The 21,510-nt window shown below is 58.9% G+C and carries 18 protein-coding genes; 8 read left to right on the plus strand and 10 right to left on the minus strand.

Features of this window, described 5'->3' with window-relative positions:
- Nucleotides 1-70 precede the first annotated feature (70 nt).
- From glcE to ACJO5Y_RS12245, 3 genes are read right to left on the minus strand one after another with little or no spacing between them, the layout of a single operon-like run.
- Complete coding sequence (gene glcE, locus ACJO5Y_RS12235) at nucleotides 71-1,135, minus strand: glycolate oxidase subunit GlcE (protein ID WP_406987521.1); 1,065 nt, start codon at nucleotides 1,133-1,135, stop codon at nucleotides 71-73.
- Entirely contained in the window at nucleotides 1,128-2,600 is a 1,473-nt protein-coding gene (locus ACJO5Y_RS12240) for an FAD-linked oxidase C-terminal domain-containing protein (RefSeq protein ID WP_406987522.1), read from the minus strand. The genes glcE and ACJO5Y_RS12240 overlap by 8 nt, the downstream gene beginning before the upstream one ends.
- Before the next feature lie 40 nt (nucleotides 2,601-2,640).
- On the minus strand, nucleotides 2,641-3,066 hold the full coding sequence (locus ACJO5Y_RS12245; protein ID WP_406987523.1) for a GlcG/HbpS family heme-binding protein: 426 nt from the start codon (nucleotides 3,064-3,066) through the stop codon (nucleotides 2,641-2,643).
- A gap of 205 nt (nucleotides 3,067-3,271) precedes the next feature.
- Here ACJO5Y_RS12245 and ACJO5Y_RS12250 point away from each other — a divergent pair, with 205 nt between their 5' ends.
- The 6 genes from ACJO5Y_RS12250 to ACJO5Y_RS12275 all read left to right on the plus strand — a co-directional run bounded on the left by ACJO5Y_RS12250 (nucleotide 3,272) and on the right by ACJO5Y_RS12275 (nucleotide 8,567).
- A complete protein-coding gene (locus ACJO5Y_RS12250; protein WP_406987524.1) occupies nucleotides 3,272-4,027 on the plus strand; it encodes an FCD domain-containing protein in 756 nt (251 codons plus the stop codon).
- A gap of 111 nt (nucleotides 4,028-4,138) precedes the next feature.
- A complete protein-coding gene (locus ACJO5Y_RS12255; RefSeq protein WP_406987526.1) occupies nucleotides 4,139-4,909 on the plus strand; it encodes an ABC transporter ATP-binding protein in 771 nt (256 codons plus the stop codon).
- 101 nt (nucleotides 4,910-5,010) lie between these two features.
- A complete protein-coding gene (locus ACJO5Y_RS12260) occupies nucleotides 5,011-5,763 on the plus strand; it encodes a transporter substrate-binding domain-containing protein (protein WP_406987527.1) in 753 nt (250 codons plus the stop codon).
- Between the two features lie 51 nt (nucleotides 5,764-5,814).
- Entirely contained in the window at nucleotides 5,815-6,519 is a 705-nt protein-coding gene (locus tag ACJO5Y_RS12265) for an ABC transporter permease (protein WP_406987528.1), read from the plus strand.
- Between the two features lie 3 nt (nucleotides 6,520-6,522).
- Nucleotides 6,523-7,245, plus strand: coding sequence for an ABC transporter permease (locus tag ACJO5Y_RS12270; RefSeq protein WP_406987529.1), 723 nt, complete (start codon nucleotides 6,523-6,525; stop codon nucleotides 7,243-7,245).
- A 275-nt stretch (nucleotides 7,246-7,520) separates the two neighbouring features.
- Complete coding sequence (locus tag ACJO5Y_RS12275) at nucleotides 7,521-8,567, plus strand: succinylglutamate desuccinylase (RefSeq protein WP_406987531.1); 1,047 nt, start codon at nucleotides 7,521-7,523, stop codon at nucleotides 8,565-8,567.
- A gap of 16 nt (nucleotides 8,568-8,583) precedes the next feature.
- Here the strand turns inward: ACJO5Y_RS12275 and ACJO5Y_RS12280 are convergent, their stop codons facing one another.
- Complete coding sequence (locus ACJO5Y_RS12280) at nucleotides 8,584-11,610, minus strand: efflux RND transporter permease subunit (RefSeq protein ID WP_406987533.1); 3,027 nt, start codon at nucleotides 11,608-11,610, stop codon at nucleotides 8,584-8,586.
- Nucleotides 11,610-12,689 carry an efflux RND transporter periplasmic adaptor subunit gene (locus tag ACJO5Y_RS12285; protein WP_406987534.1) on the minus strand — a complete coding sequence of 360 codons (1,080 nt, stop codon included), beginning with the start codon at nucleotides 12,687-12,689 and terminating at the stop codon, nucleotides 11,610-11,612. Before ACJO5Y_RS12285 ends, ACJO5Y_RS12280 begins: the two co-directional genes overlap by 1 nt.
- 164 nt (nucleotides 12,690-12,853) lie before the next feature.
- On the opposite strand from ACJO5Y_RS12285, the gene ACJO5Y_RS12290 reads away from it, so the two are divergent.
- Complete coding sequence (locus ACJO5Y_RS12290) at nucleotides 12,854-13,513, plus strand: TetR/AcrR family transcriptional regulator (RefSeq protein WP_406987536.1); 660 nt, start codon at nucleotides 12,854-12,856, stop codon at nucleotides 13,511-13,513.
- A 123-nt stretch (nucleotides 13,514-13,636) separates the two neighbouring features.
- On the opposite strand, the gene astB is transcribed toward ACJO5Y_RS12290, so the two are convergent.
- Genes astB through ACJO5Y_RS12315 form a run of 5 tightly spaced genes read right to left on the minus strand, consistent with a single transcriptional unit; the run spans nucleotide 13,637 to nucleotide 19,860 of the window.
- A complete protein-coding gene (gene astB, locus ACJO5Y_RS12295; RefSeq protein WP_406987537.1) occupies nucleotides 13,637-14,977 on the minus strand; it encodes an N-succinylarginine dihydrolase in 1,341 nt (446 codons plus the stop codon).
- Nucleotides 14,978-14,999: 22 nt separating this feature from the next.
- Nucleotides 15,000-16,475, minus strand: coding sequence for a succinylglutamate-semialdehyde dehydrogenase (gene astD, locus ACJO5Y_RS12300; RefSeq protein ID WP_406987539.1), 1,476 nt, complete (start codon nucleotides 16,473-16,475; stop codon nucleotides 15,000-15,002).
- On the minus strand, nucleotides 16,456-17,544 hold the full coding sequence (gene astA / locus ACJO5Y_RS12305; RefSeq protein WP_406987541.1) for an arginine N-succinyltransferase: 1,089 nt from the start codon (nucleotides 17,542-17,544) through the stop codon (nucleotides 16,456-16,458). The genes astD and astA (ACJO5Y_RS12305) overlap by 20 nt, the downstream gene beginning before the upstream one ends.
- Nucleotides 17,545-17,578: 34 nt before the next feature.
- Nucleotides 17,579-18,595: an arginine N-succinyltransferase gene (gene astA / locus ACJO5Y_RS12310; protein WP_406987543.1), complete on the minus strand. Its 1,017-nt coding sequence runs from the start codon at nucleotides 18,593-18,595 to the stop codon at nucleotides 17,579-17,581.
- Between the two features lie 41 nt (nucleotides 18,596-18,636).
- Nucleotides 18,637-19,860, minus strand: a complete 1,224-nt coding sequence (locus ACJO5Y_RS12315) for an aspartate aminotransferase family protein (RefSeq protein ID WP_406987545.1) — start codon at nucleotides 19,858-19,860, stop codon at nucleotides 18,637-18,639.
- A 397-nt stretch (nucleotides 19,861-20,257) separates the two neighbouring features.
- On the opposite strand from ACJO5Y_RS12315, the gene ACJO5Y_RS12320 reads away from it, so the two are divergent.
- A complete protein-coding gene (locus ACJO5Y_RS12320) occupies nucleotides 20,258-21,406 on the plus strand; it encodes a DcaP family trimeric outer membrane transporter (protein ID WP_406987547.1) in 1,149 nt (382 codons plus the stop codon).
- The last annotated feature ends 104 nt before the right edge of the window (nucleotides 21,407-21,510 follow it).

Genomic DNA, 21,510 nt, shown 5'->3' on the forward strand with positions numbered 1-21,510 from the left:
GGGGCAGCCACTCACTTCCCGGACATCTCGGCAGGCCCTCTCCGCGCCCGGTCGGACTTTAGTTTCAGTCTTACAACCAGCCGTAGAGCCGGCCTGGGTTGAATATGCCATTGGGATCGAATGAGTTTTTCACGCGGCGCTGTATGCCTTTCAGGGCATCCGGCTGGTGATGCATCACTTCACCCTCGCGGTCACCGCCACGGAACAGGCTGACCTGTCCCCCAGCATCCTTCGCCAGTGCTTCCATCTGTTCCAGTTCCGCATCGCCCCGGTACCAGCGCTGGGAGCCTGCCCAGTCGATCAGCCAGGGGCCGTCGAGCTTTGGATTAGCAGCAGTGGAGCCCACGGAGAAGCGCCATAACGGGTCGTCACCGGTGAAAAATTCATGCTGCATGTCCTGAATCTGGCGCCAGAACTGGTCGCCGTTTTCCATTACCTCGCCGGACCATTTCTGGGCGGTGGCTTCTACCGCCGAGCGGGCGCCGGACAGGCGGAGGTAGACTTTGCCGTCAAGCCAGCAGGCGGCGGTGATGGGTTTGGGTTCGGCGGCGCGGCTGTTCATGTAGTGGATGACTTCGTCCATTGCCATGTCCTGAACCAAAGTCAGGGTGGCGGCCGGTTTGGGCATGACTTTCATGCTGATTTCGGTCAGCACGCCGAGGGTGCCCATGGCGCCGGCCTGCATGCGGGAAACGTCATAACCGGCGACGTTTTTCATCACCTGGCCACCAAAGCGCAGGTGTTCGCCTTTGCCGTTGATCAGCCGTACACCCAGCACCTGGTCGCGCACGGAGCCGGCCCAGGGGCGGCCGGGGCCGGAGAGGTTGCAGGCCAGGGTGCCGCCGATGGTGGAGCCTTCGCCAAAATGGGGCGGTTCAAAGTGCAGCACCTGCCCTTCTTCGGCCAGGGTCGCTTCGATTTCTGTCAGGGTGGTGCCGGCACGAACGGTGAGCACCAACTCCACCGGGTGGTAATCGACGATTCCGGTGTGTTCCCCCACATTGAGGATACCGGCATCCGGGTCGGCTGCGCGGCCCATGAAGGCCTTGGTGCCGCCACCAACGATATTGAGTTTTTGCCCACCATCGCGGGCCTGGAGCACTTGCTCGCGGAGTGTCTGGAGATGATCAGCCATGGGCGGCTTCCGTATGGTCGTGCTTGTGTAGTTTGTATTCGAGTGAGCGGTATTCCTGGCAGAAACGCAAAGCCGGTACGCCTTTACCGGGGTTCAGGATGCCCTTGGGGTCGAACGCGGCTTTGACATCGTGGAACTGCTGCAGTTCTTCGTCGTTGAACTGCACGGCCATCTGGCGGACTTTCTCCACACCCACACCGTGTTCCCCGGTGATACAGCCGCCCACTTCCACGCAAAGGGAAAGGATGCTGCTGCCGAACGCTTCGGTGCGCTCGAACTCGCCGGGTACGTTGGCATCGAACAGGATCAGCGGGTGCAAGTTGCCGTCGCCGGCATGGAATACGTTGGCCACCCGCAGGTCGAATTCTTCCGACATTTTTTCCATCTCGGTCAGCACGTGGGCGATTTCACGGCGGGGAATGGTGCCGTCCATGCAGTAGTAATCCGGTGAAATCCGGCCTACCGCCGGGAAGGCGGACTTGCGTCCTTTCCACAGCAATGCACGCTCCTCCTCACTCTGGGAGGTTCGCACCGAGGTGGCGCCCAGTTTGCGGAAGACCTCTTCTGCCTCGGCGATGTGTTCGTGTACTTCCTCTTCGGTACCGTCCACTTCGCACAGCAGCAGGGCTTTGGCATCCCGTGGATAACCGGCATGGGCAAAGTCGTCGGCGGCGATAATGGCGTGGCCGTCCATCATTTCCAGGCCACCGGGAATGATGCCGTGGGCGATGATGCCGCCCACCGCGTCACCGCCTTTCTGCACGCTGTCAAAACCGGCCATGACTACCTGGGCCACTTCGGGTTTGGGCAGCAGCTTGACCTTCACTTCCGTGACCACACCCAGCAGGCCTTCGGAGCCGGTCATCAGTGCAAGAAGATCCATACCGCAGCTGTCGAGACCATCACTGCCGACAGTAACCACATCGCCCTCGGCGGTGACCATCTCCACGCTCAGGATATTGTGGACGGTCAGGCCGTACTTCAGGCAATGCACGCCGCCGGAGTTTTCCGCCACGTTGCCGCCAATGGTGCAGGCAATCTGCGACGAGGGATCAGGACCATAATAGAGACCATACTGTGCGGCTTCCTCACTGATGGCGAGGTTACGCACACCTGGTTGCAGACTGGCCGTGCGCGCCAGCGGATCGATATTGAGGATACGATTGAACTTGGCCAGCGACAGCACCACGCCTTCCTTGTTGGGCATGGCGCCGGCACTGAGCCCCGTACCCGCACCACGGGCCACCACCGGCACTGCGTTTTCATTGCAGATGCGCATCACCCGCTGTACCTGTTCCACCGTTTCCGGCAGCACCACCAGCAACGGCATTTCGCAATACATGGACATGCCGTCGCATTCGTAGGGCTTCATGGTTTCGTCATCAGTGATGACGTATTCCGGGTCGATGAACGTCCGGAACTGCTCCGCCAGGTCGGCTTTGCTGACTTTCGGCTTGATCGTCATATCAGTCTCTGGGTGTGCGTTGCTTCAGCTGTGACAGCCATTAACCGCGTTTGGTTTCAAAGTGGTCGATACCGGCCTGGGCACAGTCCATGTCCTGCTGGGGAGTACCGGAACTCAGGCCAATACCGCCCACCACTTCGCCGTCAACAAGCACCGGTAAACCGCCGCCGACGGAACTGATCCGGCCGCCCACTTCGGTATGAATACCGAACGCCAGGCTGCCCGGTACGTTCACCTTGTTGTAGTCGTGGGTGGCTTTCTTGGCAGCGGCCGCCGTAAACGCCTTGTCCTGCGCTATGGTCACGCTGGTGATCTTGCCGCCGTCCATTCGCTCGAAAGCAATCAGGTTGCCGGACTCATCCACTATCGCGATACACATGGGGACGCCAATTTCACGCGCTTTCTCCGCTGCCCCCTCAATCAGAAGTCTCGCATCCGCCAGGTCCAGTCGATTGATCGTTAACATTCTTGGTTACTCCCATGTCAGTCAAATGAGGTCGCGCAGGTGTTTTGATGTCCTCACGCTCGGCCTGTTTCCATAGTCCGGATCACGCACAGGTTAGTCCAGATTATTGAGCACTGGTCTGACCAGTTTTTGGAGACTATGCTGTCAGGTATACCAACTCTAGTTCATTCGTCAGCAACAGGTAGTGATTGGAACAAGGCGGGTTATGGCTCAATCGGAAGACATTTCTTTTCGGCTGGAACAGCTGATTCTCGACGGCGGCCTGGCACCCGGTCAGAAAATCCCGTCAGAAAGGCAGCTGGCATTTCGACTGGGGGTATCCCGGGCCCTTGTACGTGAAGCACTGCATGAGCTGCAGGGCCGGGGCGTAATCAAAACGTACCACGGCAAGGGATCGTTCGTGGCCAGCATCTTGCCGGGTGGCCCGGAAGCCGATGACAGCAGTCCCCTGATGCACCTGTATTCGGGGCACTCCCGCACACTTTATGATCTGCTTGAGGTGCGGGAACAGCTTGAAGGCCAGGCTGCCTGGCTGGCCGCACAACGAGCCACCAACATGGACCGGATACGGATTACCCGCGCGTTCGAACGGCTGGGAGAAACCGACCCACTCAGCAACGCCGAACCCGACCACGGCTTCCATCAGGCGATTGTGGAAGCGTCCCACAACCCGGTCCTGGTTCACATTCTGAACGGATTGAAAAAAATGATGCTGTTAACCGTACAGGCCTCCGTGGCCAACCTGAACCCTCGTGAGGAAATGCGGCAAACCATCATGAAACAACATCGCCGCCTTTACCGGGCGATTCTTTCCGGTCGTGCCTCAGCAGCGCAAAAAGCGGCGACATCTCACGTCCGTTTTGTCATCACATCCCTGAAGTACCTTGAAGAAGAGGGGGCGCCGGTCACCCGTCCGACCGACGCAAAAAACTTGCATTGCACCAACATTGCGACACAATGATTTGGCGGAATCTGTTGTAATTCTCGGCAAAACCCTTTGAAAGAGGTATTGATTTCCGATGCCACAGTCCGTAAAACATGCGCCTTTGAATGACAGCCTCAGGAGTCGCCCATGGCGGAACAAGCGCCTTTGATCTGCAGGGATATTCACAAAACCTTTGACCAGCTTGAAGTGCTCAAGGGTATCTCGCTGGAAACCCGTAAAGGTGATGTGGTTTCCCTGATTGGCAGTTCCGGCTCCGGGAAGAGTACTTTCCTGCGCTGCATCAACATGCTCGAAACCCCGACCTCCGGCGATATTATCGTGCACGGCGACCCGATCCGGTTCACCAAGAACCGTAAGGGCGAACGCATTCCCGCCGATAACAAGCAGGTTGAATTGATCCGCGCCAAGCTGTCGATGGTGTTCCAGAGCTTCAACCTCTGGTCCCACATGACCGTGCTGGAAAACATCATTGAAGCGCCGGTCAACGTCCTCAAGGTTCCCAAGAAGGAAGCCATTGAGCGCGCCGAAGCCTACCTGAACAAAGTCGGAATCTACGAGCGCAAGGATTACTACCCGGCCCAGATGTCAGGCGGTCAGCAACAGCGGGCGGCGATTGCCCGGGCGCTGGCCATGGAGCCTGAGGTCATGCTGTTTGACGAGCCGACATCAGCGCTGGATCCGGAGCTGGTCGGCGAAGTACTGAGGGTTATGCAAAGCCTGGCCGAGGAAGGCCGCACCATGATCGTGGTCACCCACGAGATGGCATTTGCAAGGGATGTGTCAAGTCAGGTCCTGTTCTTGCATCAGGGCGTGATCGAGGAACAGGGTACACCCGATAAAGTGTTTGATAATCCGGACTCGGAACGTATGAAACAGTTCCTGGCTCCCAACTTCTGACACTCGGTGCTATCTTGAACCGGTGAAGAAATAAAAAGTTGGAACCACAAACTTCCATCAAAAAATAAAGCCCAAAAGGCAAAACACTGGAGAAGTGACACATGAAAAAACTGATTATTGCAGCAAGCTGTGCCCTGGCCATGATCGCAGGCGGCGTGCAGGCCCAGGAACGCAACCTCCGGATCGCATTTGATGTGCCCTACGAGCCGTTCGAATACAAGGACGACAAGGGCGAGCTGACTGGCTTCGAAGTCGAGCTAGCAAAAGCCATGTGCGAAGAAATGAACGCCAACTGTGAACTCGTTATCCAGGCATGGGACGGCATGATCCCGGGTCTGCTGGCGCGCAAGTTCGACCTGATCATGTCCTCCATGTCCATCACTCCGGAACGTGCCGAGCGGGTACTGTTTTCCGAGCCGTACTACAACACCCCGGGCGGCTGGTTCGCCCCTGAAGGCTTCGACACCGATGTCACTGACAAGGACGCCATGAAGGGCAAGACCGTTGGCGTTCAGCGCGGCACCACCATGGATACCTTCGTGACCGAAGAACTGGGTGGCATCGTCACCATCAAGCGCTACACCACAGCGGACGACATGGTTCTGGATCTGGAAGGTCAGCGCCTGGACGTGGTCTTCGTGGATTACCCGGTGGGTGAGCAGACCGTTTTGAGCAAGGAAGGCTTCAAGGAAGTGGCGGAGCCGGTCAAGCTGGGCGAAGGCGTTGGCGTTGCGATGCGCAAGCGTGACAAGGACCTGGCGGAAGAAGTGAACGCGGCCCTGGCCACTCTTAAGGAAGATGGTACCTACGACACCATCATGAAGAAGTACTTCGCTTACGACATCAAGATGTAAAATTGCTTCGGGGCGGCCACAACGGCCGCCCCCTGCTTACCGGACGTTCCCATGCTCGATTTGAAAGGCTATGGCCCGGCCCTGATGGAAGGGGCGGTTGTCACCGCTGAACTGGCCTTCCTCTCCCTTGTCCTCTCTGTGACCCTTGGGCTGATCGGCGCCTCTGCCAAGCTATCAAACAGTCGGGCGGCCAAAGGTGCTGCCACGGCCTATACCACGCTTATCCGCGGTGTACCCGACCTGGTCATGATGCTGTTGTTCTATTACGGCGGTCAGGTTGTTGTGAACATGCTCTCGGACTACATCTGGGACGCTTACGAGATCGACTTTTTCTTCCAGTTCGATCCATTCATCTCCGGGGTACTCACGATCGGACTGATCTTCGGCGCCTACATGACCGAAACCTTCCGCGGGGCCTTCCTGGCGGTGGAATCCGGTCAGATAGAGGCAGCCCGCGCCTACGGTTTCACCCGCTGGCACACCTTCCGCCGAATCATGTTTCCCCAGATGCTGCGCCATGCCCTGCCGGGTATCGGCAACAACTGGCAGGTACTGCTCAAAACCACGGCCCTGGTGTCCATTATCGGGTTGACGGATATGGTCCGCGTGGCCGAGGAAGCCGCCAAGGCGGAGCGGATGCCGTTCCACTTTTTCATACCGGTGGCGCTTATGTACCTGACCCTGACGGCAGGCTCGGAACTGTTTATCAAGTGGCTCAATAAACGGGCCAATGTCGGCGTGGTTCAGGAGAGTTAAGTGATGCCTGATTTTATTGCCCAGTGGCTGAACCAGAACGATATTTTTACCGCCATGACCATCATGGAATACTGGGATGGTCTGGTCACAACGGTTCAACTGGTATTCCTGTCCCTGGTGATCGGCTTGGTGCTCGCTGTCCCGCTAGCGATAATGCGAACGGTCAGAAACCCTTTTATCTCGGGCCCGGTGTGGCTCTATACCTACCTGTTCCGTGGCACGCCGCTGCTGATTCAGCTTTATATTATCTACTACGGCCTGGCGCAGATTGAGGGTATTCAGGAAACCTTCTGGTGGGAGATTTTCCGCGAGCCTTTTTACCCTGCCCTGCTGGCGTTCGTTCTGAATACGACGGCCTATACCACCGAGATTATCCGCGGTGCCATTATATCGACGCCCCATGGTGAGATTGAGGCGGCGAAGGCTTATGGCATGAACTGGTTCCTGCGCATGCGGCGTATTGTGTTGCCGAGTGCGGCGCGGCGGGCGGTGCAGGCGTACTCGAATGAGGTGATTTTCATGCTTCACGCGAGTGCGATTGCCAGCGTGGTGACCATTGTGGATCTTACAGGTGCAGCACGGAACATTTACTCGCGGTTTTATGCGCCGTTTGATGCTTTCCTGTTTGTGGCTCTGCTTTACATGCTGCTGACGTTTGCGCTGGTGTTTGCGTTCCGCAAGCTGGAAAATCATTTGCTGAAGCATCAGCGGCCTTTGAGCTCTTAAACTTCAGTGCCGGGGTGGGCAGCTAATCCCTTCCCGGGAGACGCTACGAGCATTGGTGCATAGTCAGCTGGTGGGACCGCCTCCCGGGAACCGCTACGAGCACCCGCACGCGGGTCCGGCCCGCAATCACAGATTGCGGTCGTTCGGCGGCGCATGAAGCTTCGCTTCATAAACGCTTGCCTCACCCATTTGCGCTTCTTTCAGGCCGTCCATGGCCTTCAAGATTCCCGGGAGGCGGCCCCGCCGGCTGACCTCAGACTCTTTACGGGGATTCTATGACAGCTAACAGCTCTCTCTTTGACACTCACTCCGACTGGCTCGGCCATACGCTCGCCAACCCCGACACCCAGCTTCCCGAAATCAAAACCCAATTGCCAGATGGCACTCGCGCCCTTCGTCGAGCTACTGGAGTTCTCGAACTCTGCCCTCCGGAAGACCGCCCTAATCCCAACCATGAGGCATTGATCATTTCTGCCGGGGTTCACGGCAATGAAACCGCGCCCATTGAGGTGTTGAACGGACTGGTGACGGAGTTACTGAACGGGCAATGGGCGCTGGCCTGTCCGGTTCTACTGATTCTGGGCAATCCGTCAGCCATGGTTGCCGGTGATCGGTTTATTGATGCGAATATGAACCGGCTGTTTCATGGCGCTCACGGGAAAGAGGCTTACAAGGGCTTACCCGAGGCAGCCCGGGCGCAGTTTCTGGAGGAGGCTTGCCGGCAGTTTGCTGCGTTGCATCCACACACTCTGTGTCACTACGATTTGCATACGGCGATTCGGCCGTCCCGGCGGGAGAAGTTTGCGCTGTACCCGTTCGTGGCAGGGCGGGAAGTACCGCGGGCTCAGTGTGACTTTTTGCTGGAGGCCGGGGTTGAGACGTTGTTGTTGCAGCACCGCGAGGGGACGACGTTTTCGTCGTTTTCGTCTTCTGTGCTGAAGGCGGAGAGTTTTACGGTGGAGCTGGGGAAGGTTCGGCCGTTTGGTCAGAACGATCTGCGCCGGTTCGCCGGCATTGGCGATGCCCTGCGTCGTCGTATGAGCGGACTGCCGTCGGTTCCGCTCAGGCCGCCTCACGATCATCTGGCCATCTTCGAAGTGGTGCATGAAATCATCAATACCGGCGACAGTTTCCGCTTTCATGTTCCGGATGATGTATCCAATTTCACCGAGTATGCTCCCGGCACGCTGATCTGGGAGGATGCGGAGACGGAGCATCGGGTGGGGCCTTCGCCGGAGTCGATTGTGTTTCCCAACCGCAATGTGCCGGTGGGTCAGCGGGTCGGGTTGCTGATCAGGCCCCGGCAAACGCTCGGGGCCTGATCCCGCCTGCATCTGTTTATGCCGGTGCGTTCTCGGGTTCGGCGACCCGGTAGCGGATGACCTTACTACAGACCGAGGGAATGACCAGAAGGGTCAGCACGGTGGAGGCCAGCAGGCCGGAGATGATGGCCCAGGCCATGGGCGGCCACAGTGTGGAGCTGGAGAATGCCAGCGGCAGCAGGCCCGCTACGGTGGTCGCGGTGGTCAGCAGGATCGGGCGCGTGCGCTGTTCCACTGCGGTGCGTACCGCCTCACGAATGCCCTCACCTTTTTCCAGTTGTCGGTCCATCACGTCCAGCAGCACGATGGCGTTGTTCACCACGATGCCCACCAGGGCAATTACCCCAAGCAGTGACTGGAACCCGAACGGCGAACCGGAGAGTACCAGACCAGGGAAGATGCCCACGGTCGCCAGCGGTACGGTCAGCAGGATGATGCCCACGCGGCGGAACGAATTGAACTGGATCAGCAGGAAGAACAGCAACAGCAAGATGCCGATCGGAGCGGTTGTCAGCAGGGCATTGTTGGCATCGTCGGAGCCTTCCGCGTCACCGCCCATACTCAATCGCGTCCCCGGCGGCAGCGGGTTGTCTTCCAGTGCTGCTTCCAGCCCCTGCAGGGCCTGACTGAAGCTGTATCCGGTCAGCAGGTTGGCGGTGACGGTGTTCATTCGCACGCCATTGCGCAAATAGCGTGCTGCCGGCTCCCAGGACGTTTCCACCGACGTCACTGCCGACAGGGGCACAGCGTCGCCCTGGTCGTTGTAGATGTTGATCGACAACAGGCGTGACAGCGACAGGCCGGTACCTTCCCGGGATCGCAACACCAGGGGTATAGGATCTTCCTCCTGGCGGTACTGCTCTGCGACCACGCCAAAACTCTGGCCATAAAGCCCCTGGGCAACATCAGAACGGTTGATACCGTATCGCGCTGCACTCGCGTCATCCACGTTGATAGCAATGCTGGGTACGCCAATATCCAGATCGTGACGCACGTCCACCGTGCCTTCGACTCGTCGCAAAACCGAAAATACCCGCTCCACGGCTTCCGCTCTGGTGTCATCGTCAGCATGATAAACCCTGACTTCCACCGGTGCGGCGCGGGGCGGCCCCTGCCCCAGGATACCCACGGACAGGTTCAGCTCCGGCAGATGGCTGTTGGCGTATTCGCGGATCCACGGAATCAGTTTCGTGGTGTCGGCCAGCGTCGGTGTCGACACCACGATGCGACCCCGGTTAGGCGCTTGGGGCGAACGCTGCAGGTTGTAATAGAAACTCGGTCCGGTAAATCCGGTGAAGCGGTGAATCCGCAAGGCTTCCGGTCGCTCACGGATGGCCCGCTCAAGATTGGCAGCCACGGCGGAGGTGCGTTCCTGGTCAGTGCCTTCCGGCATATAGAGTTCCACAATCACCTGTGGACGGTCAGCGTTGGGGAAAAACTGCTGCTTCATGAACGGCGTCAATGCCAGGCTGATAAGCACCAGAACCAGGCCCGCCACCATCAGCTTCCCGGGCATACGATAGACCAGCCCACCAAGGAATCGTGCTACTCCAACCAGGCGTCCCTGCCCCACGGCTTTGCGAGGCTTGAGGAGTCGCGCAGCCAGCAATGGCACGGCGGAAATAGCCAACAGGTAGCTGACCGACAACGTCAGCATGATCATCACCGGGACGCCCCGGGTGAAGTCCGCGGTACCACCCTTGGACAACAATAACGGCGCAAAGGCCGCCAGCGTGGTCCCGGTGGAGGCCCCGAGGGGGCCGGCCAGCTCCCGGACCGATTGCCTGAGGGCATCGAGCCGGCGCATGCCATTATCCAGATGCCCCTGGATGCTCTCGACGATCACGATGGCGTTGTCGATCAGGATACCGAGGGAGATCACCATGCCAATCACGGCGATCTGATGCAGCACACCACCGCCCAGGTCATACAGGCCAATACTGATCAACGCCACCATCGGCAGGATGGACGCCACCAGAATCCCCATGCGGATACCCATGCCGGTAAACACCACCGCCACGATAATGAGCACGGACAACACCAGGCTCCAGGCGAGGTTATCCAGGCGCTGCTCCACCTTGTCCGGCTGGAAGAACATTTCCCGTAACTGGTACGGAGCGAAGTCACCACGAATGGCATCCAGCCGTTCCCTCACCCGCTCACCAAAGCGGATGGCGTCGGTAGAGTCTTCCTCCATGATGACCGAGACCAGCACTACCCGCTCACCGTCAAACCAGGTTTCGGGTTGCCGCGGTTCTTCCGGCCCGCGCCATACCTCGGCGGCAGCCGCCAGTGGTACCTGTGAACCGTCCGGGAGTTCGATGGGGGTCGCGCGTATGGCGTCGATATCCGCAAACTCGCTGTTGGGCAATACCGACATGCGACGGCCATCGACCACCACAAAGCCTCCAGGAATGGTCTGGTTTCGCCGTGACAGGGTTTCCATAACCCGGGCCGGGGAAATGCCCAGGCGGAACATGGCGGCGTCGTCCAGGGCCAGGGTGATCTGCTCGTCGGCATCCCCCTCCAGTTCAATCCTGGAAACACCGGGGATGTCCGCCAGGTTCCGTTTCAGGCGTTCAGCCACCTGGCTCAGTTCGGTCACCGAGGTGGAACCGCCCACCGCCAGCACGATGGCGGGGATATCGATCATACGGTCGTCCAGGGACATCTGTCCGACATCATCGGGGAAGTCGAGCCTGGCCCGGTCCATGGCCTGACGTACCCGGTCCCAGGCAGAGTCGGTGTCGTATATGGTGTCGTTCAGGCGAACCTGGACGATGGCGACCCCGGTTCGCGCGGTGGCCTGGGTGAAGTCCACCTCTTCCACCTGCCGCAACTCATCCGCCAGGGGATTCAGTACCAGGCGTTCAACGGCATCCGCACTGGCGCCCGGATAGTTCACAGTCACCATCCCGGCACGATAGGGAAACGACGGATCTTCCTGCCGGGGCATGGTGCTGTAGGCCGCAATGCCCAACAGGCACAGCATGACCACCACCATGCCCAGCAAACGCTGGCAGTTCAGCAAGCGGGAAGCCATCAGTGCACCTCCACGGCGTCACCATCGGTTATCCGTGTCATGCCCGCGTATATGACCTGATCGCCCGGCTCAAGGCCTTCGGCATCCACCACCACGCGTTCGCCGATCACCCGCTGGACACTGATTGGCACGCGGCGCGCAATACCATCCGCCACTCGAAACACACTGGCCCCGCTGGGGGATTTCATGACTGACAACAGGGGAACCGTGGTGGCTACTACCTCGGTCGGTGTGATGCCCACTTCAACCGGTTCTCCCGGCTCCAGGGTATCAGCGGGCAGGCTCACCAGTACCGGGTGCAGCTCGCCCCGCATGCCCCCTGCCTGCGCAATTTCAACAATGGAACCGGTTTCCGGCGCCCGGTTCCGGTCCTGGACCGACCATACCGGTAACAGTTGCCCCAGGCTGACGTGGCTCAGCATGTAGGCCGGCACCCGGACCTCCACTTCCCGCCCTTTGGGGGAAGACAGCCTGATCACTGGCTGGCCGGCAGCTACAAACTCATCCCGTTCAACCAGCACTGCTTCCACCCGGCCGTTAAACGGAGCTTTCAGGACACTCTCTTCCAGTAACCGCGACGCCTCCGCCAGGGATGCTCGGGCGGTCGCGACACTGGCCCGCAAGCCATCACGGCGGGCAGCGAGCTGCTCAAGGGTCTGTTCGGAAACCACACCCCGTTCGTGCAAGCGGCTGGAGCGCTCCCACTCCCGTTTGGCCTGGTCATACTGGGTATTCAGTTCGTCCAGCCGGGCGCGGGCCGAATCACGGGCCGGCTCCAGGGCCGGGTTGTACACCCGCGCCAGTAAATCGCCCTCGGAGACTTCCTGCCCCAGCTCCACATCGCGCTCACGCAGGGTTCCGCTCACCTGGAATGTCAGGGTGGCTCTCTGGGTGGCACGGATAATCCCGGAAAACCTCAGTGGAATCCCCTCGGTCTGGCCGCCCGCCACTTCCGCCGTTCGAACGGAGACAGCCTGAACAGCGCTCCCAGGTGAAGTTTCCTGGGATTTGCAGCCCGCCATGATCAGCACGACGGCCGCAATCAGAAAAGGTTTGATGATGATTCGATTCGGATTCATGGCCGGCCCTTCCTTCCGTGTTTGTAATGTTTGTCTGCCCCGGAATCCCTGGAAGCAATCGTTGCTAAAAGACATAATGTCATTCTTTGACAAATTGTCAATAATCGGTTTTTATCTGTCATAAGGTATGATGACAGCGCAGTTTCCACCGACCGGACACGAGAATGAGAGAGAAGTTGAAAACACGCAGGGAGCGGGAAAAGCAGGCCCGTTACGACGCCATCCTGGATGCCGCTGAGCTGGTATTCTCGGAAAAAGGTTACGACCGCACATCCATGGACGACATCGCCCGCACTGCCAGCCTGAGCCGGGCTTTGCTGTACGTGTACTTCAAGGACAAGGCGGCGATCCAGCGCAGCATCATGTTGCGTGCGGGGGAAAGTCTGTGTCGTCGTTTTGAACAGGCCCGGGACACCGCCACCACCGGACTGGCCCAGATCACCGCCATGGGCGAAGCCTACTACCACTTTTACCTGGAAGAGCCGGACTATTTCTCTGCCCTGACCAAGGCGTCCACCGCCATGACGGAAGCAGACGAACAGCAGGCCATGGACATGCTGTGCTCGAAATCGGAACTGATGGATCTGATGGTGGGGGCCATTCGCCTGGGTCTGGAGGACGGCACCATGAACCGCGACCGGATTCATGACCCGGAACAGACGGCGCTTTACCTCCGTGGCGCCCTGCATGGCGTGATTCTTCTATGCCAGAGTGAAATGGCTGAACGGGAAGGCGACGAATTCCCGCACGCGCCCACGGATTTCTCCGCAGACGCACTGATTCGTCACACGATGGAGATGCTGACGTCTTCTATTGCCTCTTAAGAATATTGTCGGATTACGCTTCGCTAATCCGACCTACGTGGAGCAATGATTGGGTGGCGTAAGGTAGGTCGGATTTACCGGTGAACGGCACAATGAGCCGCAGGCGTAATCCGACAAACCAACTCAAATCTGAAAATCATAGATGGACCCCAGCCCCAGGATACCGGTCAGTTCGTCCAGAGCCTTGCGGACTTCATCCAGCAGCATCGGGTCCGCCAGATCCTCCGTCGCCAGCTCTTCACGGTAATGGGCTTCGACCCAACTGGTCAGGCGCTCATACAGGGCATCGTTCATCAACACGCCGTGATGCATGGCTTTCAGTTCGTCGTCGTTCAGCGCGACTCGCAACCGCAGGCACGCCGGGCCACCACCATTGCGCATGGACTGTTTGACGTCAAACACCTCCACCGAGGTGATCGGGCTATCGCCTTTTATCAGGTCATCCAGATAGCGGCTGACCGACGGCACTTCACGGCACTCTCCCGGAACCGCCAGCAACATACCATCAGCGGTATTCAGCAACTGGCTGTTGAACAGGTACGATTTCACCGCATCCTCAATGGGCACCTCGGCACTGCTGACGCGCACGGCCTGCAATTCGGCGCCGGTTAACCGGCTTTGGATATCCGCCAGCACCTGCTCTTCCTCCAGGAAGGCCATTTCGTGGTAGAACAGGGTATTGGCGTTACCCACAGCGATCACATCGTTATGGAACACGCCGGCATCAATCGCCGCCGGATTCTGCTGGGCAAAGACCGCGTGGCTATCATTCAGGCCGTGCAGGCGGGCAATGGCCCGGGAGGCCTCCAGGGATTGCCGCGCCGGGTACTTCACCGGTGCCGGGGCCTGTTCGTTGAACGCCACCTGACCGTAGACGAACAACTCCACGCCCGGCTCACCGTAACGGCTGCACAGGCGAGTATGGTTGGCTGCCCCTTCGTCGCCAAAGTGGCTGACCGAAGGCAGGGCAGGATGATGGGCAAACCAGGCATCATCCGCAAAAATGGATTTCAGCACCCTGCCGGTCACCACATGCTCGATGGAACGGTGAAACTTGGCACTCAGGTTGGCCGGCGTGAAGTGCACACGATGATCGGACGTATCGGCGCTGGGTGACACGGTGGCCGCGTTGGCGGTCCACATCGCCGATGCGGAGGAAGCCGCAGCCAGAATCGAGGGATTCTCCCTGGCAACAGCCTCCAACACGGCCTTGTCTGATCCGGTGAAACCCAGCGCCTTCAGGGTGGGAATATGGGGCCGCTCGTGGGGAGGCAAAACGCCCTGAACGTACCCCCGGTCCGCCAGCCGCTTCATTTTGGCCAGGCCCTGAAGTGCTGCCTCTTTGGGGTTGGACACAGCATTCACATTGGACTTGGACGCCACATTACCCCAGGACAAACCGGCGTAATTGTGGGTGGGGCCAACCAGGCCATCGAAATTGGCTTCTACCGCGTGCTTGGGCATGTGTCAGTCCATCACTCGTTGATTAATCAAAACTCAACCCGGGCGCCAGGCTGTCCGGCACCTCACTCTTCTTCGCTTCCAGCGAGGCCATGGGCCACGCGCAGTAATCCGCCGCGTAATAGGCGCTGGGGCGATGGTTGCCGCTGGCGCCCACACCTCCGAAGGGCGCCGCGCTGCTGGCGCCGGTCAGCGGACGGTTCCAGTTGACGATACCGGCCCGCACTTCCTCGGCCAGCCGCTCATAGAGTTTGCGATCATCAGTGAGGATGCCGGCGGACAGGCCATAACGGGTATTGTTGGCCAGCTCCAGCGCCTCGTCAAAACTCTTGTAACGATAGACCGTCAACAACGGACCGAAAAATTCTTCGTCACTTACATCCAGGCCGGTCGCATCGAGGATGCCAGGAGACAACAGGCCGGTATCGGGCTTGAGCTGCGTCATCTCCAGCAGCGAACGGGCGCCTTTTTCAATCATGTTGCCCTGCGCCGCCAGCAACTTCTCAGCTGCTTCGGCGGAGATGACGGAACCCATGAACGGCTGCGGCTCGGCATCAAATTCACCCACCTGGATACGGGCGGCGACTTCCGTCAATCGCTCAATAAAACGATCCCCCTTTGTACCCTTGGGAACCAGCAAACGACGGGCACAGGTGCAGCGCTGGCCCGCCGACAGGAACGCGGACTGCAAGGCATGATGAACGGCGCCGTCGATGTCTGCCACATCCTGAACAATCAGAGGGTTGTTGCCCCCCATCTCCAGGGCCAGGATTTTCTCCGGCTGACCACCGAACTGTTCGTGCAGCAAATGACCAACGGTGGAACTACCGGTAAAGAACAGGCCGTCAATGCCCGGATGACGAGCCAGGGACTTGCCGGTAGCAGCTGCGCCCTGTACCAGGTTGATCACACCATCCGGCGCGCCGGCGAGTTCCCACATTTTCACCGTAAACTCAGCCACTCCCGGGGTTAACTCGCTGGGCTTGAAGACGACGGTGTTACCGGCCAGCAAGGCAGGCACGATGTGGCCGTTGGGCAGGTGCCCGGGGAAATTGTAGGGCCCGAAAACCGCCACCACGCCGTGGGGCCGATGACGCAACACCGCCTGGCCGCCAGCGATTTCGGATTCCAAATGGCCGGTGCGCTCGTTATAGGCTTTCACGGAAATGGCGATCTTGCCAATCATCGCCGCTACTTCCGTGCGGGACTCCCACAGCGGCTTGCCGGTTTCCTGGCCGATCAGGTGAGCCAGTTCTTCCTTGTGCTCATCCAGCTTCTCTCCGAACGCTTCTATCAGAGCCTTACGCTCAGTGAACGACTTGCGGCGCCACTTTACAAAGGCATTGCGAGCCTCGCGAATGGCTGCATCCACATCCTCCAGGCTGGCGCTTCCACCCTCCCATACGGTGTCCCCGGTGACTGGCTGGATCGACTCGAACTGACGGCCGTGGCCTTGCAGCCATAACCCGTCAATAAACAATTCACCTGTCAGGTTTGCCATAACGTGCACCTCCCGGTACTTGAATCTTGAATGTGCTGTCTTTTAACGGGGCGAGACGAACCTGATCTCCGGATTCCACCAGCAGGATGTCCGCAACCTCTCGGGACAAGGTGACAGTATCGGGCCCGATACACTCCGCGGGTATGGTGGTTACCCGAAAGTCCCGGAACGAGACGTTGGCCACCATTACCCGCCCTGACTCCGCCACATCCAAATCCATTGGCTTATGGCTGATCAGCACGTGCCGGCTCACAGTCTCCCTGACGGTGCGGATGTTATGGACAAAGGCCTCCACCACGGGCCCGCCATCGAAAATATCCACCAGACCGTTAAAGTTGAACCCTTCCGCCTGCAACATTTTCAGGGCCGGCGCAGTGTTGTCGTGGACCCGCCCCACCACGGCACGGGCCGCGTCCGGCAGCATCGGTAGGTAAATCGGGTACTTCGGCATCAGCTCCGCGATAAAGGATTTGTTGCCCAGACCCGACAACATGTCCGCCTCGCTGAACTCCATATCAAAAAACTGGCTGCCCAGGGCATCCCACAGTGGGCTGCGCCCCTGCTTGTCCGACACCCCACGCATTTCCGCAAACACCTTTTCCGAGAAATGCTTGTGAAAGCTGTCCAGGTACATGAAGCGACAGCGCGACAACAGCAGCCCGTTCCCACCACCCCTGTGGCTGTCGGACAGCAACAGCGAACAGATTTCAGTGGTGTCAGTCATGTCGTTGGAAAGATGCAGCGTGGGTGTGCGCACGTGCACTCCCATCTCCCGCGAGGCGTTGACCGTCACGCTCAGCCGGTAGTTATAGAACACCTCATCCAGCCCCACCCGGGCCTGGATGCCGCTGATACCGACACAGCGCCCAATCTCGGTGTCCTCCAGGGCGAAAAGGTACAGGCCTGCTTCGGGGGCACACCGCTGGTTGAAGGTTTCCCTGGCGTGGTTGATCTTGCGCTCCAGCAACGCCCTGTCGGCAGGCAGGGTGGTCAACCCCTTTCCCGCGTTCTGGGCCATATCGTACAACGCATCCAGATCGGATTCCTGCAACGGACGGATTACCAGCATAGACGCCTCCCTGAACGTATGAGCTTCCGGATGGTCATAGCGGTGCGATCCTCACATCATCGCCGGAGCTGCACTCCAGATTCTTCCAGGTTTTCACCGGCACCCTGATTTCCTTCCTGAGGGTTTCCCCGACAGGCGTCAAGGTGCAGCGGAACGTGGCCCCGCGCCCCGCAGAGATCAGACAGGTATCGCCCTCATCATCGTGGTTTGCATGAAGCACGGCACGATGGCTGGTGACCACGGTTCTGAGACTGTCCGTACGGGCTTCAAGCACCGGGCCGGCATCGAAGATATCCACGTAGCAACCGGCACTGAAGCCTTCATGCTCCAGCAGTTCGTAGGTGGGCCTGGTGAGTTCATGGGGTTGGCCGAGCGCTTCCTGGGCGGCGCTGGACAGCAGGGTGACGTACACCGGGTTCGGCGGCATCAGCTCCGCGATAAAGGTCTTGCTGAGCAGGCCGGAGTGCTGGTCCGCGGTTTCAAAATCCATGTCGAAGAAATGCCGACCGAGGCTGTCCCAGAACGGTACTTCTCCGCTGCTGGTCTGGACACCCTGAATTTCCACCACCATGCGGCGGCTGAACCATTCCCGGTGCTCGGCGATAAACATCAGGCGGGCACGGGACAGCAGTTCGAAGGCCTCGGTGCCCCTCAGCGCGGGATCAATGGCGAACGCACACAGCAGTGAAGCGTCCGTCAGTGCGTGGGACGGGTACAGCACTTCTACCCGCCGGGAAACCCCCAGTTCGTGAGACGCGTGAATCAGCGCATCCCGGCGATAGTTGTAGAAAGGCTGACCATTACCGGCTCTGGCATCGATACCGGCCACGCCATGAATTCTGCCGGTGTCAGTGTTCTGAAGCACAAACAGGAAGCGCGCGGACTCGCCGGCTCCGTTTTTTCCGGCGAAGGAGCGAACGGAGTGTTCAATCTTGGCCGCTAACGCGTCTTCCTGTTTTGGCAGGGTCGACGAAAGCCTGGCCCCCTGCTTGCCTGAGATGCCCAGTACACCTTGCAGGTCATCCATTTTAACCGGACGGACCAACCACATAAGGCCTCCCTTGTTGATAGCTGACTGTTTTGGGGGCGGTGTTATTTATCGGTCTTGGTCACCTTCTTTACGGCCGCTTCAAAACGCGCCAGGGCATCCTCGATATCAGACTCCGGAATGATCAGGGACGGCGCCAGCCGAACCACATTGGCGCCGGCAATCAGCACCATCACACCTTCGTCCAGACCCGCGTTGAGGAACTCCCTGGCCTTGCCCTGCCACTTCTCGGTGAGAACGCAGCCCAGCAACAAACCAGCCCCGCGAACTTCGCTGAACACGCCGTAACGTTCGCCAATGTCCATCATGCCTTTACGCAAGTGCTCGGAGCGGGCTTTGACGCCTTTGAGAATCTCCGGCTGGCTGACGGTGTCGATGACCTTCTGGGCAACGGCGCAGGCAAGTGCATTGCCACCGTAGGTACTGCCATGGGTGCCGACACCCAGGCTCGCGGCCACTTTGGCGGTGGTCAGCATCGCCGCCACCGGGAACCCGCCGCCCAGGCCTTTGGCGCTGGACAGGATGTCGGGGATCACGTCGTACATTTCGTAGGCGTACAGATGGCCGGTACGGCCGACACCACTCTGCACTTCATCAAACACCAGCAGGGCATCGTTCTCGTCACAGAGCTGGCGCAGGCCTTTCAGGAACTCGGGATCAGCAGGCATAACACCACCCTCACCCTGAATCGGCTCCACCACGATGGCGCAGGTTTTCTCTTTGGAGATCAGTTTGCGGACCGACTCCAGGTCATTAAACGTCGCATGGTGAATACCGCCCGGCGCCGGCTCGAATCCTTCCAGGTATTTTGGCTGACCACCCACACTGACCGTAAAGAGGGTGCGGCCGTGGAAGGAACTGGTGAAGGAGATAATTTCGTTCTTTTCAGGACCGAAATGTTCCCAGGCATAACGACGAGCAAGCTTGAACGCAGCTTCGTTGGCTTCCCCACCGGAATTGGCGAAAAACACCCGTTCGGCAAAGGTCAGATCGCACAGGGTCTTGGCCAGGCGAAGAGCGGGCTCGTTAGTCATGACGTTGGACAGGTGCCAGAGCTTCTCGGCCTGATCCGTCAATGCACCCACCAGCCCGGGGTGGGAATGGCCAAGACAGGTCACTGCAATACCGCCTTGAAGATCCACGAATTCACGGCCCTCCTGATCCCAGATACGGGAGCCTTCCCCGCGCACCGGAATAATCGAGCCGGGAGCGTAGTTGGGTACCATGACTTCATCAAACAGTTCGCGACTGACGGGTTCTCTGTTCATCGGGTCGGGTTCTCTCTAAAACGGTTCAAAGATAGAAAGCTGTATTTATCATACGCCACTCAGGGCATGAGCACATCCGCCCGGGCAACACCTGACTGTTACCATCACCTCGCCCACGTGTCAGAAAATAATATCAATTCCGGCGATCCGGTCACGATCCGTGACTTCCAACTGACGGCCCCGATATCGGGAAAAGCGAGCGTTATAGCACTCATATCAGTACTTTTGGGGGGCATAATGCAACGTTACTCTGAACTGCGAATCGCAGATGCCTGTAAAGCAACGAATTACATGTATAGACATTCGTCTAATTTATGCGCAAATTTATTTGAAATGTCACAGATTGGTAACTACTTTGAAGTGGGTCCAACAAAAATAATGTGTGGAGACAACAACGATGCAAAGCAACAAACTGAGAATGGCAATTCGTGCAACGGCAGCAGCAGCAGTATTGGGGGTAGCTGGACAAGCCGGAGCAGTCAGCTTCAACGCTGGCGACTACGAAATGAGCGTATACGGCTACGGCCGCCTTAACGCTTCCTACGACATTGACAGCGATCAGTCACTGAGCACGCGTTCCGGCTCATACGCTGGCCTCGCCAACAACGACGATGCGCCAGACGGCCACTTCGGCGCGGACGCATTCCAGAGCCGTATCGGCGTAAATACCGTATCACCTCAGGGCGTCAAGATTAACGTTGAAGGCGACTTCCGCGGCAGCGGTGGCGGTGTACTTCGCCTGCGTCACGCCTACGGTGAATATAACGGCGTGCTGATGGGTCAGACCTGGTCGAACTTCACCAGCTTCGTGGGCAACACGTCGACTCTGGACTTTGACTCCCTGCCCGGCCTCGCCGGCTTCCAGGGCCGTTCCGCGCAAGCCCGTTACACCTCAGGTCCGCTCTCTGTTTCCCTGGAAGAGCCGAATAGCTCTTTCCTCTCAGACGCGGCTAACGATGCTCAAAAGGACGGTTTGCCAGCGCTCACAGCTCGCCTGGAGGATTCAGCCGATGGCCTGTCATACTCGGCGGCCGTTCTGGCTCACCAGGTAGGCTATGACACCGGTGACGATGACGAAAGCACCTTTGGCTTTGCCACCTTTGCAGCTGCCAAGATGGCGCTGAGCGACATGATCACCATCCAGGGTACGGTTAGTTACTCTGATGGCGCCAACAGCTACCTGTATCGTTCAGGTGACAACTTCGGCGCAGCCAGCGCCTACGTTGACCCAGCTAACGGTGATGTCGAGTCCGTTTCCGGCTACGGCGGCTCCGTCGGTGCCGGCTTCAACCTCGGCGGCGGCCGCAGCATCAACATTGGCTACGGTATCGTCGAAGTAGACTGGGATGACGCCGAAGATGATCTCGGTGCTGCAGCAGTTGCAGACCAGAGCGAAAGCAACGAGGCAATCATGGCCAACTACCAGTGGACTCCGGTTCAAAACGTCATGATGGGCGTTGAATACCAGTTCCTGAAGCGTGAAAACGTCAACGGTGACGACGGCGATGCCAACCGCGTCCTGTTCGCCGCTCAGTACAACTTCTAAGCCCCTTTAGAAGTTAACTCAGGAGAAACCCCGGCCAAGCGCCGGGGTTTCTTTTTTGGGGAGGAACCCACCCCAAAAGTCCGGCAAGGCGTGGGTGGGGGTGT

The sequence above is a fragment of the Marinobacter alkalisoli genome, from assembly GCF_045449855.1.
In the GTDB taxonomy this organism is placed as follows: domain Bacteria; phylum Pseudomonadota; class Gammaproteobacteria; order Pseudomonadales; family Oleiphilaceae; genus Marinobacter.

Coding starts and splice junctions, on each gene's coding strand:
- ACJO5Y_RS12265 (WP_406987528.1), top strand. CDS start 5,815: ATGCTCGATTTGAAAGGCTATGGCCCGGCCCTGATGGAAGGGGCGGTT.
- ACJO5Y_RS12245 (WP_406987523.1), bottom strand. CDS start 3,066: ATGTTAACGATCAATCGACTGGACCTGGCGGATGCGAGACTTCTGATT.
- ACJO5Y_RS12285 (WP_406987534.1), bottom strand. CDS start 12,689: ATGAATCCGAATCGAATCATCATCAAACCTTTTCTGATTGCGGCCGTC.
- astA (WP_406987541.1), bottom strand. CDS start 17,544: ATGCTGGTAATCCGTCCGTTGCAGGAATCCGATCTGGATGCGTTGTAC.
- astA (WP_406987543.1), bottom strand. CDS start 18,595: ATGTGGTTGGTCCGTCCGGTTAAAATGGATGACCTGCAAGGTGTACTG.
- ACJO5Y_RS12250 (WP_406987524.1), top strand. CDS start 3,272: ATGGCTCAATCGGAAGACATTTCTTTTCGGCTGGAACAGCTGATTCTC.
- astD (WP_406987539.1), bottom strand. CDS start 16,475: ATGGCAAACCTGACAGGTGAATTGTTTATTGACGGGTTATGGCTGCAA.
- ACJO5Y_RS12275 (WP_406987531.1), top strand. CDS start 7,521: ATGACAGCTAACAGCTCTCTCTTTGACACTCACTCCGACTGGCTCGGC.
- astB (WP_406987537.1), bottom strand. CDS start 14,977: ATGCCCAAGCACGCGGTAGAAGCCAATTTCGATGGCCTGGTTGGCCCC.
- ACJO5Y_RS12320 (WP_406987547.1), top strand. CDS start 20,258: ATGCAAAGCAACAAACTGAGAATGGCAATTCGTGCAACGGCAGCAGCA.
- ACJO5Y_RS12240 (WP_406987522.1), bottom strand. CDS start 2,600: ATGACGATCAAGCCGAAAGTCAGCAAAGCCGACCTGGCGGAGCAGTTC.
- ACJO5Y_RS12255 (WP_406987526.1), top strand. CDS start 4,139: ATGGCGGAACAAGCGCCTTTGATCTGCAGGGATATTCACAAAACCTTT.
- ACJO5Y_RS12315 (WP_406987545.1), bottom strand. CDS start 19,860: ATGAACAGAGAACCCGTCAGTCGCGAACTGTTTGATGAAGTCATGGTA.
- ACJO5Y_RS12290 (WP_406987536.1), top strand. CDS start 12,854: ATGAGAGAGAAGTTGAAAACACGCAGGGAGCGGGAAAAGCAGGCCCGT.
- ACJO5Y_RS12260 (WP_406987527.1), top strand. CDS start 5,011: ATGAAAAAACTGATTATTGCAGCAAGCTGTGCCCTGGCCATGATCGCA.
- ACJO5Y_RS12270 (WP_406987529.1), top strand. CDS start 6,523: ATGCCTGATTTTATTGCCCAGTGGCTGAACCAGAACGATATTTTTACC.
- ACJO5Y_RS12280 (WP_406987533.1), bottom strand. CDS start 11,610: ATGGCTTCCCGCTTGCTGAACTGCCAGCGTTTGCTGGGCATGGTGGTG.
- glcE (WP_406987521.1), bottom strand. CDS start 1,135: ATGGCTGATCATCTCCAGACACTCCGCGAGCAAGTGCTCCAGGCCCGC.